We start from the raw sequence: 14188 nt of genomic DNA, 5'->3' as shown, positions 1-14188 counted from the left end.
ATGCAAGGTCACCCCGACGTAATCGATTACCTCAACACGTTGCTGACGGGCGAACTGGCAGCTCGTGACCAATATTTCATCCATTCGCGTATGTACGAAGACTGGGGCTTTACCGAGCTCTACGAGCGTATCAACCACGAAATGGAAGAAGAGGCACAGCACGCTGATGCCCTGATGCGCCGCATTCTGATGCTCGAAGGCACGCCGCGTATGCGTCCTGATGATCTGGACGTGGGTACCACAGTGCCTGACATGCTCGCTGCCGATCTTCGCCTTGAGTACAAGGTCCGTGCTGCACTCTGTAAGGGCATCGAGCTTTGTGAGCAGCACAACGACTATGTCACCCGGGAAATACTGCGGGTGCAGTTGAATGACACCGAAGAAGATCACACCTACTGGCTGGAAAAGCAGTTGGGCCTGATCAAGCTGATCGGCCTGGAGAATTACCTGCAATCGCAGTTCTGATTCCCGGCTATAAAAAAGCCCCTGTCACCGCAAAGTGGCAGGGGCTTTTTATTGGACGATGAAAAGATCAGGCCCGATCGCGTTCCAGCAATGGTTTCAGGTAGTAACCGGTGTGCGACTGCGGCATTTCGGAAACCTGCTCTGGCGTGCCCACTGCGATGATCTGGCCACCCTTCGAACCACCTTCCGGCCCCAGGTCTACCAACCAGTCGGCCGTCTTGATCACATCAAGGTTGTGCTCAATCACCACCACGGTATTGCCGTGGTCCCGCAAGCGGTGAAGTACGTCCAGCAACTGCTGGATATCCGCGAAGTGCAGGCCAGTGGTCGGCTCATCGAGGATGTACAAGGTTTTGCCGGTATCACGCTTGGACAGCTCGCGAGACAGCTTGACCCGCTGCGCTTCACCACCCGACAGCGTGGTCGCTGATTGCCCCAGCTTGATGTACGACAGGCCTACATCCATCAGCGTCTGCAGCTTGCGCGCCAACGCCGGCACCGCGTCGAAGAACTCGCGAGCTTCCTCGATTGTCATCTCCAGAGTTTCATGGATGCTCTTGCCCTTGTACTTGATCTCCAGGGTCTCGCGGTTGTAGCGCTTGCTCTTGCACACATCGCACGGCACGTAGATGTCGGGCAGGAAGTGCATCTCCACCTTGATCAGGCCGTCGCCCTGGCAGGCTTCGCAGCGCCCACCCTTGACGTTGAACGAGAACCGGCCCGGCCCATAACCTCGTGAACGCGACTCGGGTACGCCAGCGAACAGCTCGCGGATAGGCGTAAACAGCCCGGTGTAGGTGGCTGGGTTGGAACGCGGTGTGCGTCCAATCGGGCTCTGGTCGATGTCGACGACCTTGTCCAGATGCTCCAGGCCTTTGATGCTGTCGTGGGCCGCAGCTTCCAGAGTGGTCGCGCCGTTCAGGGCGGTGGCACTCAGTGGGAACAAGGTGTTGTTGATCAGCGTCGACTTGCCCGAACCGGAAACACCGGTCACGCAGGTCAGCAGGCCCAGCGGAATCTCCAGGTCGACATTGCGCAGGTTGTTCCCGCGCGCGCCCTTGAGGTGCAGAGCCATCTTTTTGTTGCGCGGCGTACGCTTGGCGGGCACTTCGATCTTCACCCGGCCAGACAGGTACTTGCCGGTCAACGAGTCCGGATGTGCCATCACTTCGGCAGGCGTGCCCTCGGCAACGATATGGCCACCATGCACACCCGCGCCCGGGCCGATATCGACCACGTAGTCCGCCAGGCGGATAGCGTCTTCATCATGCTCGACCACGATCACGGTATTGCCGATATCGCGCAGGTGTTTCAGCGTGCCCAGCAGGCGGTCGTTATCCCGTTGGTGCAAGCCAATCGACGGCTCATCGAGGATATACAGCACGCCCACAAGGCCCGCGCCAATCTGGCTGGCCAGGCGGATTCGCTGTGCTTCACCGCCCGACAAGGTATCGGCGCTACGGTCCAGCGACAGGTAGTCCAGGCCAACGTTGACCAGGAACTGCAGACGCTCGCGAATTTCCTTGAGGATCTTGTCGGCAATTTCCCCGCGTCGCCCGGTGAGCTTGAGTACGCCAAAGTATTCACACGCATCGCCGATCGGCAGGTTGGTCACTGCTGGCAGGGTCTTCTCGCCCACCCACACGTGACGTGCCTCACGGCGCAGGCGGGTGCCACGGCAATCCGGGCAAGGCTGAGTACTGAGGAATTTTGCCAGTTCTTCACGCACGCTTGCCGATTCGGTCTCGCGGTAGCGACGCTCCAGGTTCGGCACGATGCCTTCGAACGGGTGCGAGCGCTTGACGATGTCGCCACGGTCGTTCAGGTACTTGAAGTCGACATTCTGCGAACCGCTGCCATGCAGAATGACCTTCTGCTGGTCTGCCGGCAGCTGGTTGAACGGCACTTCCAGGCTGAACTTGTAGTGCGAGGCCAATGACCCGAGCATCTGGAAATAGTAGACGTTACGCCTGTCCCATCCGCGTATCGCCCCCTCGGCCAGGGTCAGGTCACCATTGACCAGGCGCTTGATATCGAAAAACTGCTTCACACCCAGGCCGTCGCAAGTCGGGCAGGCGCCGGCCGGGTTGTTGAAGGAAAACAGCTTGGGTTCCAGCTCACTGATGGCATGGCCACAGATGGGGCACGCAAAGCGCGCGGAGAAGATGATCTCTTCGCCCGGCTCGTCGTCCATCGGCGCTACGAGGGCAATGCCATCGGCCAGCTTCAGCGCGGTTTCGAACGATTCCGCCAAACGCTGCTGCAAGTCGGCGCGCACCTTGAATCGGTCGACCACCACGTCAATGGAGTGCTTTTTCTGCTTGTCCAGCTTCGGCGCTTCGTCCAGCTCATAGAGCTTGCCGTTGATGCGCGCCCGCACGAAGCCCTGGGCACGCAGTTCTTCGAAGACCGACAGGTGTTCACCCTTGCGCTCGCGAATGACGGGCGCCAGCAGCATCAGCTTGGCGCCCTCTGGCTGGGCCAGTACCAGGTCGACCATCTGGCTGACGGTCTGGGCTTCCAGGGGAATATCGTGGTCCGGGCAGCGCGGAATGCCCACGCGCGCATACAGCAGGCGCAGATAGTCGTAGATTTCGGTAATGGTACCCACGGTGGAGCGCGGGTTGTGGGACGTGGATTTCTGCTCGATGGAAATAGCCGGCGACAGGCCTTCAATGGTGTCGACATCGGGCTTTTCCATCATCGACAGGAACTGCCGGGCGTAGGCCGACAGGGATTCCACATAGCGACGCTGACCTTCGGCATACAGCGTGTCGAACGCCAGGGACGATTTGCCGGAGCCGGACAAGCCGGTGATGACGATCAGTTTGTCCCGGGGCAGGGTCAGGTCGATGTTCTTCAGGTTGTGGGTTCTAGCCCCACGAATCAGGATCTTGTCCAAGATGGCCTCGCACGGCGGGCGTAAATGATGGCGGAGTATACGGCTAAAGACTGGATGAATATACACTGTCAAAACGCCGCTTGCAGCCTTACATGAAAGCTGCGCGGCAAAGCGCCGCATATACCCTCTCAATCGATGGGACTGGTAGAATCGCCGCCGGTTCACACGAGGTTTTTCCATGCACGATCCCCACAGCGAACGCATGAGTAGCGGCGAGACCCGAGCGGCAAGCGGTCTGGCCCTGGTGTTCGCTTTCCGTATGCTGGGCATGTTTATGGTGTTGCCGGTGCTGGCCACCTATGGGATGGATCTCGCAGGGGCGACCCCCGCCTTGATCGGCCTGGCGATTGGTGCCTATGGCCTGACCCAGGCGATTTTCCAGATCCCGTTCGGGATTATTTCCGACCGCATTGGCCGTCGCCCGGTGATCTATCTCGGGCTGATCGTATTCGCCCTTGGCAGTGTGCTAGCGGCCCAGTCCGATTCGATCTGGGGCGTGATCGCCGGGCGCATCCTGCAGGGCGCCGGTGCGATTTCCGCCGCCGTGATGGCGCTGCTGTCGGACCTGACCCGCGAACAACACCGCACCAAGGCCATGGCGATGATCGGCATGACCATCGGCCTGTCGTTTGCCGTGGCAATGGTGGTCGGCCCCTTACTCACGCGCGCGTTCGGCTTGCATGGGCTATTCCTGGCCACGGGCGGCATGGCGTTGTTCGGCATCCTGATCGTGGCTTTTATGGTGCCGCGCTCCACCGGCACCCTGCAGCATCGTGAATCGGGCGTCGCACGCAAGGCGTTGCTGCCGACGCTCAAGCACCCGGACCTGCTGCGCCTGGATTTAGGTATCTTCGTATTACACGCCATGCTGATGTGCAGCTTCGTCGCCTTGCCCCTGGCCCTGGTGGAAAAAGCCGGCCTGCCCAAGGAACAGCACTGGTGGGTCTACCTCACTGCGCTGTTGATTTCGTTCTTCGCCATGATCCCGTTCATCATCTATGGCGAGAAGAAACGCAAAATGAAACGAGTTTTACTCGGCGCCGTCGCGACATTGATGCTCACTGAACTATTCTTCTGGCAGTTCGGCGACAGCCTGCGAGCATTGGTGATTGGTACGGTGGTGTTTTTCACCGCCTTCAACCTGCTCGAAGCGTCGTTGCCGTCACTGATCAGTAAAGTTTCACCGGCAGGCGGTAAGGGCACGGCCATGGGGGTGTATTCCACCAGCCAGTTCCTGGGTTCTGCGTTGGGCGGCATCATGGGCGGCTGGATGTTCCAGCATGGCGGTTTGTCGGTTGTGTTCCTCGGATGCGCCGGGCTGGCTGCACTTTGGCTGGTCTTTGCTGTTACCATGCGCGAACCTCCCTACGTCACCAGTCTGCGTTTGCCGCTATCGCCCGAGGCGATCCGCGAAGGCGGCCTGGTAGAGCGCCTGAAGGCTGTCGTAGGGGTAACGGATGCAGTCGTGGTCGCTGAAGAGGCGGCCATTTACATCAAATTGGACACCGAATTATTGGATCGCGCGACGCTCGAGCAACTGGTCAACCCAGTGCCGACAGCGCGCCCAGCCTAGGAGAACGTTATGGCCCGTGGGGTTAACAAAGTCATATTGGTCGGTACTTGCGGCCAGGATCCCGAAGTTCGCTACTTGCCTAACGGTAACGCCGTGACCAACCTGAGCCTGGCGACCAGCGAACAGTGGACCGACAAGCAGACCGGCCAGAAGGTCGAGAAGACCGAATGGCACCGCGTGTCGATGTTCGGCAAGGTCGCAGAGATCGCCGGTGAATACCTGCGCAAAGGTTCGCAGGTCTACATCGAAGGCAAACTGCAAACCCGTGAGTGGGAAAAAGACGGCATCAAGCGTTACACCACCGAAATCGTGGTCGACATGCAAGGCACCATGCAACTGCTGGGCGGCCGTCCACAGGGCGACCAACAGGGCCAGGGCGGCATGTCCAACTCGGCACCGCGCCCACAGCAGTCGCGTCCGCAGCCAAGCCAGCAGCCACAGCGTGAGTCGCGCCCAGCACCACAGCAGGCTGCTCCGCAACCGGCTCAGGATTTCGACAGCTTTGATGACGATATCCCGTTCTAAGGTCCAAGACCGACCCTGAACAAACAAAACCCCCGATAGCGAAAGCATCGGGGTTTTTTTATGGGCGATGAACAGGCGTCGGTGCACGCGCTGCCTTTTTGCAGGCAGCACACCAACCCCAGCATTTGTTCTCATGGCTCACAAGATTTAGGCTGTCGCCACCTCTAAGAAAGAAGGAAGGCTGTGATGACCTGGTCCGCCAAGCAGTACACGATGTTCGAACAGCAGCGCACTCGCCCTGTCCGTGACCTGATTGCGGCAATTCCCAACGCCGACGTGGGCACCGCAGTCGACCTGGGGTGCGGGCCGGGAAACTCCACCGAAGTGCTGGCCGAGCGTTTCCCCCAAGCGCACGTCACTGGCATGGACAGCTCCGATGACATGTTGGTAGACGCCCGCAAGCGCCTGCCCAGGTTGAACTTCGAGCTGGCAGATATCGGCGCCTGGCATCCTGCGCAACGCTTGGATGTGATTCTGGCCAATGCCTCGCTGCAATGGCTGCCCGACCACGCCACGCTCTACCCGCACTTGGTCCACCAACTGAACCCAGGCGGTACGCTGGCGGTGCAAACCCCGGACAACCTTGACGAGCCCGCCCATCGCCTGGCCCGTGAAGTTGCGGCCGATGGCCCGTGGTCGGCGAAGATAGGGGCGGTCAAACACAATGAGCGGCACACCGCCAGTTACTACTACGAACTGTTGAGCAAGTATTGCAGTACCGTGGATGTATGGCGCACCACCTATCACCACCCGTTGGCGGACCACACGGCGGTGGTGGAGTGGTTCAAGGCTTCGGCATTGCGGCCTTTTCTTGCGCCGTTGACCGACGATGAAAAAGCCGCCTTCCTGCAGCAATACCAGGCGCGAATTACCCAGGCTTATCCCGCCCTGGCCGATGGCACGGTGTTGTTGCCCTTTCCGCGCCTGTTCATCATCGCCACACGCTAAAGCGATCGGCCTGATTGGCGGTCACGCGGCCGCTGCTTGGGCCTTCAAATATTCCTCTGCCGACACCACACCCGCATAGCCAAAGGCCAGGGAGGCCATGTACGCCCCGTGCACCTGCGCCGCCGGAATCACCTGCCCGTTGAATTCCTGGTCGCGGGTCGCGCAGGCATCATGGATCACCGTAACCTTGTAGCCCAGGTCCGCCGCCGCCCGTACCACGGCGTCAATGCACATATGGCTCATGCTGCCTACCACCACCACGTCGGTGATGCTGCGCTGTTCCAGCAGTTCGCGCAGGTTGGTTTGGCGAAACGCATTCACGAAGTGTTTGAGCACCACCGGTTCCTCGCCCTCGTTGAGCACCTTGGCATGCAAGTGCGCGCCTTCGGAGCCCGGTGTGAAGAACGGTGCGTCGTCGCCAGCGAACTCATGCCGTACATGAATCACCGCATCGCCTGCTTGTCGAAACGCCTGGAGCACCTGCGCCGCCTTGTCCGCTGCGGCTTCCACGCCGTCGAGCGGCCACTTGCCCTGGGGGAAGTAGTCGTTCTGGATATCGATTAGGATGAGCGCCTGCTTGGCCATGTGTGTTGCCTCGTGATGGGTTGATGGGCCTAGTATCTTAGCTGGCGATCACGCCGAGAATTGGCCGCACCGACAATAACAGGGGGAAAACTGACAATGGCCGCGCAACGCAGCACTGTCGAGCTGGGTGTGTTGATCTACCAGGGCGCGCAACTCGCCGCAGTCCACGGGCTGACCGACCTGTTCGGGGTCGCTAACCGCATCGCCGCCGAGCATGAATCTGCGCAATTACCGCTGCTGCGGGTCAGCCACTGGCAGGTAGATGCCCACGGCACGCCCGCGCGCACGTTCGACAGCCACCCAGGCCCCGACCAACCGATGATGGCCGTGTTGGTGCCGCCCTCGATTGCAGAGTTCACCGAAGACCAGGCGCCGCCGGCGCTGCTGGAATGGCTGCGCCTGCAACATGCGGGCGGCACCGTGCTGGGCGGCGTGTGCATCGGCTCGATCATGCTGGCGCGCAGCGGCCTGTTGGATGGCCGCAGCGCCACCACCCACTGGTCCTCCGCGAAGTCTTTTGCGGCCAGTTACCCGGCGGTGCGCCTGGAAGCGGATAAACCCATTGTCGATGACGGCGACCTGATCACTTCCGCGGGGCTGATGGCCTGGTCCGAACTGGGCCTGCGCCTGGTCGACCGGCTGATGGGCCCGAGCGTGGCGGCCGATACGGCGCGTTTTCTGGTGATCGAACACAGCGCCAGCGCCAGCCAATGTGGTAGTAACTTTGCGCCGCTTCTCAGGCACGGTGATGGTGCGGTCCTCAAGGTCCAGCATTGGCTGCAAGCCAGTGGCGCGGTGGACGTGTCCGTGGCAGCGATGGCGCAGGAGGCGAACCTGGAAGAGCGCACCTTTCTGCGGCGCTTTCGCAGCGCCACCGGATTGAAACCCACCGAGTACTGCCAACACCTGCGGGTCGGCAAGGCGCGGCAGATGCTGGAGTTCACCAACGGCACCATCGATCACATTGCCTGGACCGTGGGCTATCAAGACCCCGGTACCTTTCGTACCATTTTCAAGAAAATCACCGGCCTGTCCCCCAGCGATTACCGCAACCGCTTTGGGGTTTGAATCGTGCAGAACGCCGCAGGGTTCGCCCCGGGTCGTGCAGAATAAAACAGGCTAACGGCCATCACTTTTTGCGCAACTGATTGATTTAACAACTATCCGCTCAATCACAGCGTTGGCCTGATCCATGCAACCTCATTGCTACACAAAGGTTGATGGAAAAGGGGACCGCATGACCCCCATAAGTCGCAAGAAGTTGGTGGTCGCCCACTCCATGCGAGAGGGGGCGCCCCTGCATGAAATCGAAACCAACCGCGCCCTCGCACGCTGGCTGGCGCAGATCCTGGGGCTCAAGTTCGGTGGCAGTTACGACCCGGCCCTGCATGCGGGTCGGGAATTGTATCTGCTGCCCACGCAAACCCTGGTCGGGCCAGCCCAAGCGCGCCAGCTCAATATCAAGGGGCCTGGCGATCTGTGGGGCGGCTATGTCGATCACGCTTTTATCTGCACCAAGGCCATCACGCATGGCCTGTTGAGTCCCGACGCCAAGGCGCCCGAAGGCTGGTCGCCGTCATTCTGCGAGCGTGTGCGTGACGTGGTGTTGGACGGCGTGAGTGTGTTCGCCCTTGAGGACGCGCGGCCTGCCGCGACCCGCTTGCTCTACAGCGGCCCGATTCGTCTGAAACCCGTGAACGCCTGTGCAGGGCGCGGGCAGGAAGTTATCCACAGCCTGGATGAGTTCGACGCCATAGTGGCGCGCCCGGAAGCGGCCCGAATGTTCAATGAAGGCGTGGTGCTGGAACAAGACCTGCACGCGGTGGTCACCCACAGTGTGGGCCAGAGTTTTATTGGCGATCACCTCATTAGCTACTGCGGCGAACAGCACCTGACCCAAGACGGGCAGGGGGAAGAGGTCTACGGCGGTTCCGATCTGCTGGTCGTCCCCGGTGATTATGCTGCCCTGCTCAAACTGGATCTGCGTGAAGACGTGCGTGAGGCCATCGAACAGGCGCTGGTTTTCGACCGTGCTGCGGACGAAGCCTACCCAAGCTTCTTCGCCTCGCGCCGCAACTACGACATCGCCCAAGGCCTGGACAGCACAGGCCAGCGCCGCAGTGGTGTGCTCGAACAATCCTGGCGCATGGGCGGGGCCAGCAGCGCGGAAGTCGCGGCGTTGCAGAGTTTTATCAACCATCCGGGCCTTAAAGCCATCCGTGTGTCCTCGATAGAAACCTATGTAGACCAGGCGCTGCCGGCGGATGCCATCGAGGTATACCGAGGCCCGGCCGAAAACAGCGACTTTCTACTCAAGTATGTGACGGTCAAGACTTATGACGGCTAGAAGCGAGAGCATCACCATCGATATAGACGACGAACAGATGAGCGGGACATTCCTCAGTCCCAAGTCCAAAGTGCCCGGCGTGTTGTTCGTGCACGGCTGGGGCGGCAGCCAGGAGCGCGACCTGGAGCGGGCCAAAGGTATCGCAGGCCTTGGATGTGTATGCCTGACCTTCGATCTGCGTGGCCATGCTGGCACCGGCATCCCTTTGTCGCGCGTCACCCGCGAAGACAACCTGCGCGACCTGTTGGCCGCCTACGATCGCCTGCTGTCCCACCCGGCTATCGACACCTCGGCTGTGGCAGTGGTGGGCACCAGTTATGGCGGGTACCTCGCGGCGATCCTCACCTCATTGCGCCCGGTACGTTGGCTGGCGCTGCGAGTGCCGGCGCTGTACCGCGATCAGGAATGGCTCAAGCCCAAGCGCGACTTGGATAAAGCCGACCTGATGGATTACCGCGGCACCCTCGTGCACGCCGAAACCAACCGTGCCCTGCATGCCTGCGCGCAATTTACCGGCGATGTGCTGATTGTCGAATCGGAAACCGACGACCATGTGCCCCACGCCACCATCATGAGTTACCGCGCGGCGTGCCAGCAAACCCACTCCCTGACCCACCGCATCATCGACGGCGCCGACCATTCCTTGAGCGACCCGGTGTCGCAACAGGCCTACACCTCGATCTTGGTGGACTGGATTACCGAGATGGTGGTAGGGGAGCGGTTGAGCATCATTCAGGCTCGATAGTCGTTGCCCTTATGATCGCTTTCGCGGACAAGCCCGGCTCCCACCTGGGAATGCATTCCCCTGTGGGAGCCGGGCTTGCCCGCGAAAGCGATTCCACCGTCACCACCGTCTCATCAGGCAGTTTTCTTAACCCGCAACGCCTTGGCCTTGGCCTCCACCCCCAAATACATCACCAGTGCAATCAACAACGGGCAGATAAAATAAATCGCCCGGTACGCGATCAGCCCGGCCAGCAAACTCCCCCGCGACGCCTCGTGCTGCAACAGCGCAATGAACACCGCCTCCAAAACCCCCAAGCCGGCGGGAATATGGGTGACCACCCCGGCAATTGCGCTGATCAACAGCACCCCCAGCACCAGTGGGTAATCCAGTTTGGCGGGCAACAAGGCAAATATCACCGCCGCCATCAACGACCAGTTCAACGCACCCAGGGCCAGTTGCAAACAGGCCATGCGCAGCGACGGCAAGTTGATCTCGATACCGCGGATCGACCACGCGCGCTTTTTCGAAAACCGGCACGCCGCCAGGTAGCCCAGGCTCGCGAGCACCAATAACCCCCCGACCCCTTGCAAGGCGCCGCTGCTGAGCTTCCAGCCCGGCGGCAGGGTCACCAACCCGCTGCTGAACACCACCCCGGCCAACGCCATATAGCCGAACCAATTGGTGGCTAGGCTCAGGCCGAGGATCTTGGCGATATTGCTGGTGCTCACGCCCAGGCGTGAATACAGCCGATACCGCATGGCGATGCCGCCGACCCAGGCACTGAGGTTGAGGTTGAACGCGTAGCTGATGAAACCCACCGGCAATATCTGCTTCCAACGCAACGGCTGGCGAATGTAGGTGCGGCCGATCAAGTCGAAGCAGGCATAGACGATAAAACTGCACAGCGTCAGCGCGCCGGCGATGAACAATGTGCGCAGCTTGAACTCGCTCAGGGTCTGGAACACTTCGCTCCAGTCGATGCGCCGGGCCAGCAGGGTAAACAACACGATCAGCAGCACGAAGAACGCGATCGTCAGCGGTTTCTTCCAGCGCTTGAACCCAGAGGCTTGCGCTTGGGGGCGGGCTTCAGACGTCATGGGGCGTGGCCTCAAAAGGTTTCAAGCGCGGTTTGTGGGCCGGTAACCAACTGGCCAGTACCGGGAAATGGCGCATCACATGAAACACCAGGAAACCCACGGTCAAGCGCCAGAGCCACAGGCGCGGCTTGCGCTTTTCCGGCATGGTCTGGCAATGATTTCGGGCGAGGGCTTCCAGGCGTTCGTAGAGCTGCTGATTGAAAGCCCGGTCGCGAATCAGCACATTGGCTTCCAGGTTTAATGCCAGGCTCAGTGGGTCCAGGTTGCTGGAGCCGACGGTGCTCCATTCGTCATCCACCAGCGCCACCTTGCCGTGCAGCGGGCGTTGGCAGTATTCGTGAATCACCACGCCATCCTTGAGCAAGTAGTCATAGAGCATGCGCGCGGCCAGTTTCGCCAACAGCACGTCGGGCTGGCCCTGCATGATCAACTGCACCTGCACGCCACGGCGCGCCGCGTTGCGGATCTCGCGAAGCAGGCGATAGCCGGGGAAGAAATACGCGTTGGCGATCACCACGCGCCGCCGAGCCTGGCTCAAGGCGTGGATATACGCGTCTTCGATATCGTCACGATGCTGAATGTTATCGCGATAAATCAGGCGCACCAGGCCGTCGCCTGGCTCGCTCGTCCAGGGCGAAGGCCGTTGCTGGCGCCGTCGCCAACCGCGACGGCTGCGCACTTGGCGGCCACTTTGGGCGAGGGCGAAATGGTGCAGGTCGGCCACAGCCGGGCCGATCACCTGTACTGAGTAATCCTGCTTGGCTTCGGGGCCGAAATCCGCCAAGTGGTCAGCAGAAAAATTGATCCCGCCGATAAACGCCACGCGGGCATCCACCACGACAATCTTGCGGTGCAGGCGGCGAAACCAGTTAGTGCGTATGCCGAAGGTCTTGGGCGCCGGGTCGAACATCTGCACCATCACCCCGGCTTCGGCCAACTCCCGCAGGAAGCCCGGGCTCAGCTCGCCGCAACCAAAACCGTCGAGGCTGACCACCACCTTTACCCCACGCTTGGCCGCCTCGATGAGGATGCTGTGCAGCTCAAAGCCGACCTTGTCTTCAAAGAGGATGAAGGTCTCCAGCAGGATCTCGCGCTCTGCCGCCCGCAAAGCCTCGAACACAGCGGGAAAGTACGCCTCGCCGTTCTCCAGCAACGCCACCTGGTTGCCGCTCTGCCAGCCGTAATCCAGATCCCGCGCTTTGCTGTCATCTGGCGGTTGGTCTGTGGCGATATGGTCTACCGCGACGTTCATAGCTCAACCTCCACCGACAGCGGCACATGGTCTGAGAGATGGGACCAAGGGCGAGTGGTGAGTACGCGCGGGTTGTGCACCGTCAAGTTACGCACATAAATGCGGTCCAGCGGCAGCAACGGCAGGCGTGCCGGGAAGGTGCGCGCCGGTTTGCCAAGGGTGTGCATGAACACTTCCTGCAAACCGCTTTCGCTCAGGTCGGCTTTTTGCCGCCAGTCGTTGAAATCGCCAGCGACCACCAACGGCGCATCGGCCGGAATCTCGCTGATACGTTGTTCCAGCAACCGCAATTGTTGTTGGCGATGCACCTCGCGCAAGCCCAGGTGGATGCAGATCGCGTGCACCTGCTGGCCGCTGCCCGGCAGGCGCAACACGCAATGCAGCAGGCCGCGGTTTTCATGGCCGCTTTGCGAAATGTCGAGGTTGTCGTAGCGGATGATCTGGAATTTCGACAGCAGTGCATTGCCATGGTCGCCATGGGGGTACACCGCATTGCGCCCATAGGCAAACTGCGGCCAGATGCTGTCGGCCAGGAACTCATACTGCGGCATTTTTGGCCAGTCGCTGTAGCGCTGGGGATGGCGTTCGTGAGTGCCATGGATCTCCTGCAAGAACACCATGTCGGCGCCCACGCTGCGCACCGCTTCACGCAGTTCGGGCAAGATGAAGCGGCGATTCAATGCGGTGAAACCCTTGTGGATATTGACCGTCAGCACCGTGAAACGGGTGATGGCGGTGGTCGGCGGGGTGGGGATCAGCTCTGGATGCGTCATGGCAATACTCCTGGTTCCGGCAGTCGGCCAGGCTCGGTGAGCAGGTGTTCGTCCAGTCCGAAGCGTTGCAGCAATTGGCGTGCATCGAAGGGGGCGCGAACTTTGATGTCGTTGTCGAAAAAACAGAACACATCGCGCTGTTTACGCCTGCGGGGTGTGTGGTGCGGGTCGACCAGGTGTGCATCGGCAGGCTGCTTGCCCTGGGCCCAGCGTTCGATGCGGTCACCCCAGCGCTGGAGCGCTTCGGCGCTATAACCGCTGGCATATAGCTGCTTATCGCCGTGCAAGCGCAGGTACATGAAGTTGGCGGTCACGTCTTCCATGTACGGCCACTTGCCTGCGGTGTCCGCGACCACCAGGGCCACTCCGTGTTTATCCAGCATCTGGATGAACTCCGGTACGGCAAAACTCTTGTTGCGAATCTCCACGGCATGGCGCAAAGGTTTCTTGGCATAGGCCTTCATGCTCGCCTTGCCGTTCAGGCGTGGCTCATGCTGGCGGGCGAGGGCGGCCGCCTGTTGGGTATCGGTGGGTAATTGGGCCAGGAAGGTTTCGAACAGCGTGGCGTCAAATTTGAAGCTGGGCGGAAACTGCCAGAGGATGGGGCCGAGTTTTTCTTTGAGTTCGAGCACCCCGGAAGCGAAGAAATTCGCCATCGGCTTGTGCACGTCCCGCAGGCGCAGGATATGCGTGATGAAACGGGGCGCCTTGACACTGAACAGGAAACCTTCGGGCGTATCGGCATACCACTCGGCGTAGCGCTTGGGGGTTTGCAACGCATAGAACGAGCCGTTGATTTCGATGCTGTTGACGGCGCGTGACGCAAACTGCAACTCGCGTTTCTGGGTCAGCCCTTCGGGGTAAAAGTCCCCGCGCCAGGGCGTGTAGCGCCAGCCGGAAATGCCGATGTGAATCGCCGCCATGTGTGCTCCCGTGGATGGTGGGTGAGGTGACCTCCGTTATGGGATGACTGCGCTGTTTGGCTGAAAGTTTC

The 14188-nt window shown here is 60.7% G+C and carries 13 protein-coding genes; 7 read left to right on the top strand and 6 right to left on the bottom strand.

Annotated elements, in window-relative coordinates; all coding sequences use genetic code 11:
• The gene (gene bfr / locus GH769_RS21740; RefSeq protein ID WP_003176400.1) at positions 1 to 465 is read left to right on the top strand and encodes a bacterioferritin; all 465 of its coding nucleotides are present in this window, start codon (positions 1 to 3) and stop codon (positions 463 to 465) included.
• Positions 466 to 532: 67 nt separating this feature from the next.
• On the opposite strand, the gene uvrA is transcribed toward bfr, so the two are convergent.
• On the bottom strand, positions 533 to 3367 hold the full coding sequence (uvrA, locus tag GH769_RS21735; RefSeq protein WP_014720150.1) for an excinuclease ABC subunit UvrA: 2835 nt from the start codon (positions 3365 to 3367) through the stop codon (positions 533 to 535).
• A gap of 178 nt (positions 3368 to 3545) precedes the next feature.
• On the opposite strand from uvrA, the gene GH769_RS21730 reads away from it, so the two are divergent.
• The 3 genes from GH769_RS21730 (at position 3546) to tam (ending at position 6413) form a co-directional block, all read left to right on the top strand.
• Entirely contained in the window at positions 3546 to 4940 is a 1395-nt protein-coding gene (locus GH769_RS21730; RefSeq protein WP_032904131.1) for an MFS transporter, read from the top strand.
• A 9-nt stretch (positions 4941 to 4949) separates the two neighbouring features.
• Positions 4950 to 5465, top strand: a complete 516-nt coding sequence (locus GH769_RS21725; RefSeq protein ID WP_020302451.1) for a single-stranded DNA-binding protein — start codon at positions 4950 to 4952, stop codon at positions 5463 to 5465.
• 186 nt (positions 5466 to 5651) lie between these two features.
• Positions 5652 to 6413 (top strand): trans-aconitate 2-methyltransferase, encoded by a 762-nt coding sequence (gene tam / locus GH769_RS21720; RefSeq protein WP_032904132.1) that lies wholly within the window; start codon positions 5652 to 5654, stop codon positions 6411 to 6413.
• Between the two features lie 21 nt (positions 6414 to 6434).
• Here tam and GH769_RS21715 read toward each other — a convergent pair whose 3' ends face one another.
• Positions 6435 to 6998 (bottom strand): cysteine hydrolase family protein, encoded by a 564-nt coding sequence (locus GH769_RS21715; RefSeq protein WP_014720147.1) that lies wholly within the window; start codon positions 6996 to 6998, stop codon positions 6435 to 6437.
• A 96-nt stretch (positions 6999 to 7094) separates the two neighbouring features.
• On the opposite strand from GH769_RS21715, the gene GH769_RS21710 reads away from it, so the two are divergent.
• From GH769_RS21710 to GH769_RS21700, 3 genes are all read left to right on the top strand, one after another.
• Positions 7095 to 8066: a GlxA family transcriptional regulator gene (locus GH769_RS21710; RefSeq protein ID WP_032904133.1), complete on the top strand. Its 972-nt coding sequence runs from the start codon at positions 7095 to 7097 to the stop codon at positions 8064 to 8066.
• A gap of 169 nt (positions 8067 to 8235) precedes the next feature.
• Positions 8236 to 9345 carry a DUF3182 family protein gene (locus GH769_RS21705; RefSeq protein ID WP_032904134.1) on the top strand — a complete coding sequence of 370 codons (1110 nt, stop codon included), beginning with the start codon at positions 8236 to 8238 and terminating at the stop codon, positions 9343 to 9345.
• Positions 9335 to 10090, top strand: coding sequence for a S9 family peptidase (locus GH769_RS21700; RefSeq protein WP_019818878.1), 756 nt, complete (start codon positions 9335 to 9337; stop codon positions 10088 to 10090). Before GH769_RS21705 ends, GH769_RS21700 begins: the two co-directional genes overlap by 11 nt.
• Before the next feature lie 113 nt (positions 10091 to 10203).
• Here the strand turns inward: GH769_RS21700 and GH769_RS21695 are convergent, their stop codons facing one another.
• The 4 genes from GH769_RS21695 to GH769_RS21680 are packed head-to-tail and all read right to left on the bottom strand — an operon-like array spanning position 10204 to position 14117.
• The gene (locus GH769_RS21695; protein WP_014720143.1) at positions 10204 to 11169 is read right to left on the bottom strand and encodes a lysylphosphatidylglycerol synthase domain-containing protein; all 966 of its coding nucleotides are present in this window, start codon (positions 11167 to 11169) and stop codon (positions 10204 to 10206) included.
• Complete coding sequence (clsB, locus tag GH769_RS21690; protein ID WP_032904135.1) at positions 11159 to 12421, bottom strand: cardiolipin synthase ClsB; 1263 nt, start codon at positions 12419 to 12421, stop codon at positions 11159 to 11161. Before clsB ends, GH769_RS21695 begins: the two co-directional genes overlap by 11 nt.
• Positions 12418 to 13194 (bottom strand): endonuclease/exonuclease/phosphatase family protein, encoded by a 777-nt coding sequence (locus tag GH769_RS21685; protein ID WP_014720141.1) that lies wholly within the window; start codon positions 13192 to 13194, stop codon positions 12418 to 12420. Before GH769_RS21685 ends, clsB begins: the two co-directional genes overlap by 4 nt.
• Entirely contained in the window at positions 13191 to 14117 is a 927-nt protein-coding gene (locus GH769_RS21680) for a DUF72 domain-containing protein (protein WP_032904136.1), read from the bottom strand. The genes GH769_RS21685 and GH769_RS21680 overlap by 4 nt, the downstream gene beginning before the upstream one ends.
• Between the last annotated feature and the right edge of the window lie 71 nt (positions 14118 to 14188).

This window comes from Pseudomonas sp. CFSAN084952 (assembly GCF_009648855.1).
GTDB classification, from domain to species: Bacteria; Pseudomonadota; Gammaproteobacteria; order Pseudomonadales; family Pseudomonadaceae; genus Aquipseudomonas; species Aquipseudomonas paracarnis.
This window is presented reverse-complemented; position numbering and strand designations above follow the sequence as displayed.

Coding starts and splice junctions, on each gene's coding strand:
- GH769_RS21725 (WP_020302451.1), top strand. CDS start 4,950: ATGGCCCGTGGGGTTAACAAAGTCATATTGGTCGGTACTTGCGGCCAG.
- GH769_RS21715 (WP_014720147.1), bottom strand. CDS start 6,998: ATGGCCAAGCAGGCGCTCATCCTAATCGATATCCAGAACGACTACTTC.
- GH769_RS21710 (WP_032904133.1), top strand. CDS start 7,095: ATGGCCGCGCAACGCAGCACTGTCGAGCTGGGTGTGTTGATCTACCAG.
- tam (WP_032904132.1), top strand. CDS start 5,652: ATGACCTGGTCCGCCAAGCAGTACACGATGTTCGAACAGCAGCGCACT.
- GH769_RS21680 (WP_032904136.1), bottom strand. CDS start 14,117: ATGGCGGCGATTCACATCGGCATTTCCGGCTGGCGCTACACGCCCTGG.
- GH769_RS21730 (WP_032904131.1), top strand. CDS start 3,546: ATGCACGATCCCCACAGCGAACGCATGAGTAGCGGCGAGACCCGAGCG.
- GH769_RS21700 (WP_019818878.1), top strand. CDS start 9,335: ATGACGGCTAGAAGCGAGAGCATCACCATCGATATAGACGACGAACAG.
- GH769_RS21705 (WP_032904134.1), top strand. CDS start 8,236: ATGACCCCCATAAGTCGCAAGAAGTTGGTGGTCGCCCACTCCATGCGA.
- clsB (WP_032904135.1), bottom strand. CDS start 12,421: ATGAACGTCGCGGTAGACCATATCGCCACAGACCAACCGCCAGATGAC.
- bfr (WP_003176400.1), top strand. CDS start 1: ATGCAAGGTCACCCCGACGTAATCGATTACCTCAACACGTTGCTGACG.
- GH769_RS21685 (WP_014720141.1), bottom strand. CDS start 13,194: ATGACGCATCCAGAGCTGATCCCCACCCCGCCGACCACCGCCATCACC.
- GH769_RS21695 (WP_014720143.1), bottom strand. CDS start 11,169: ATGACGTCTGAAGCCCGCCCCCAAGCGCAAGCCTCTGGGTTCAAGCGC.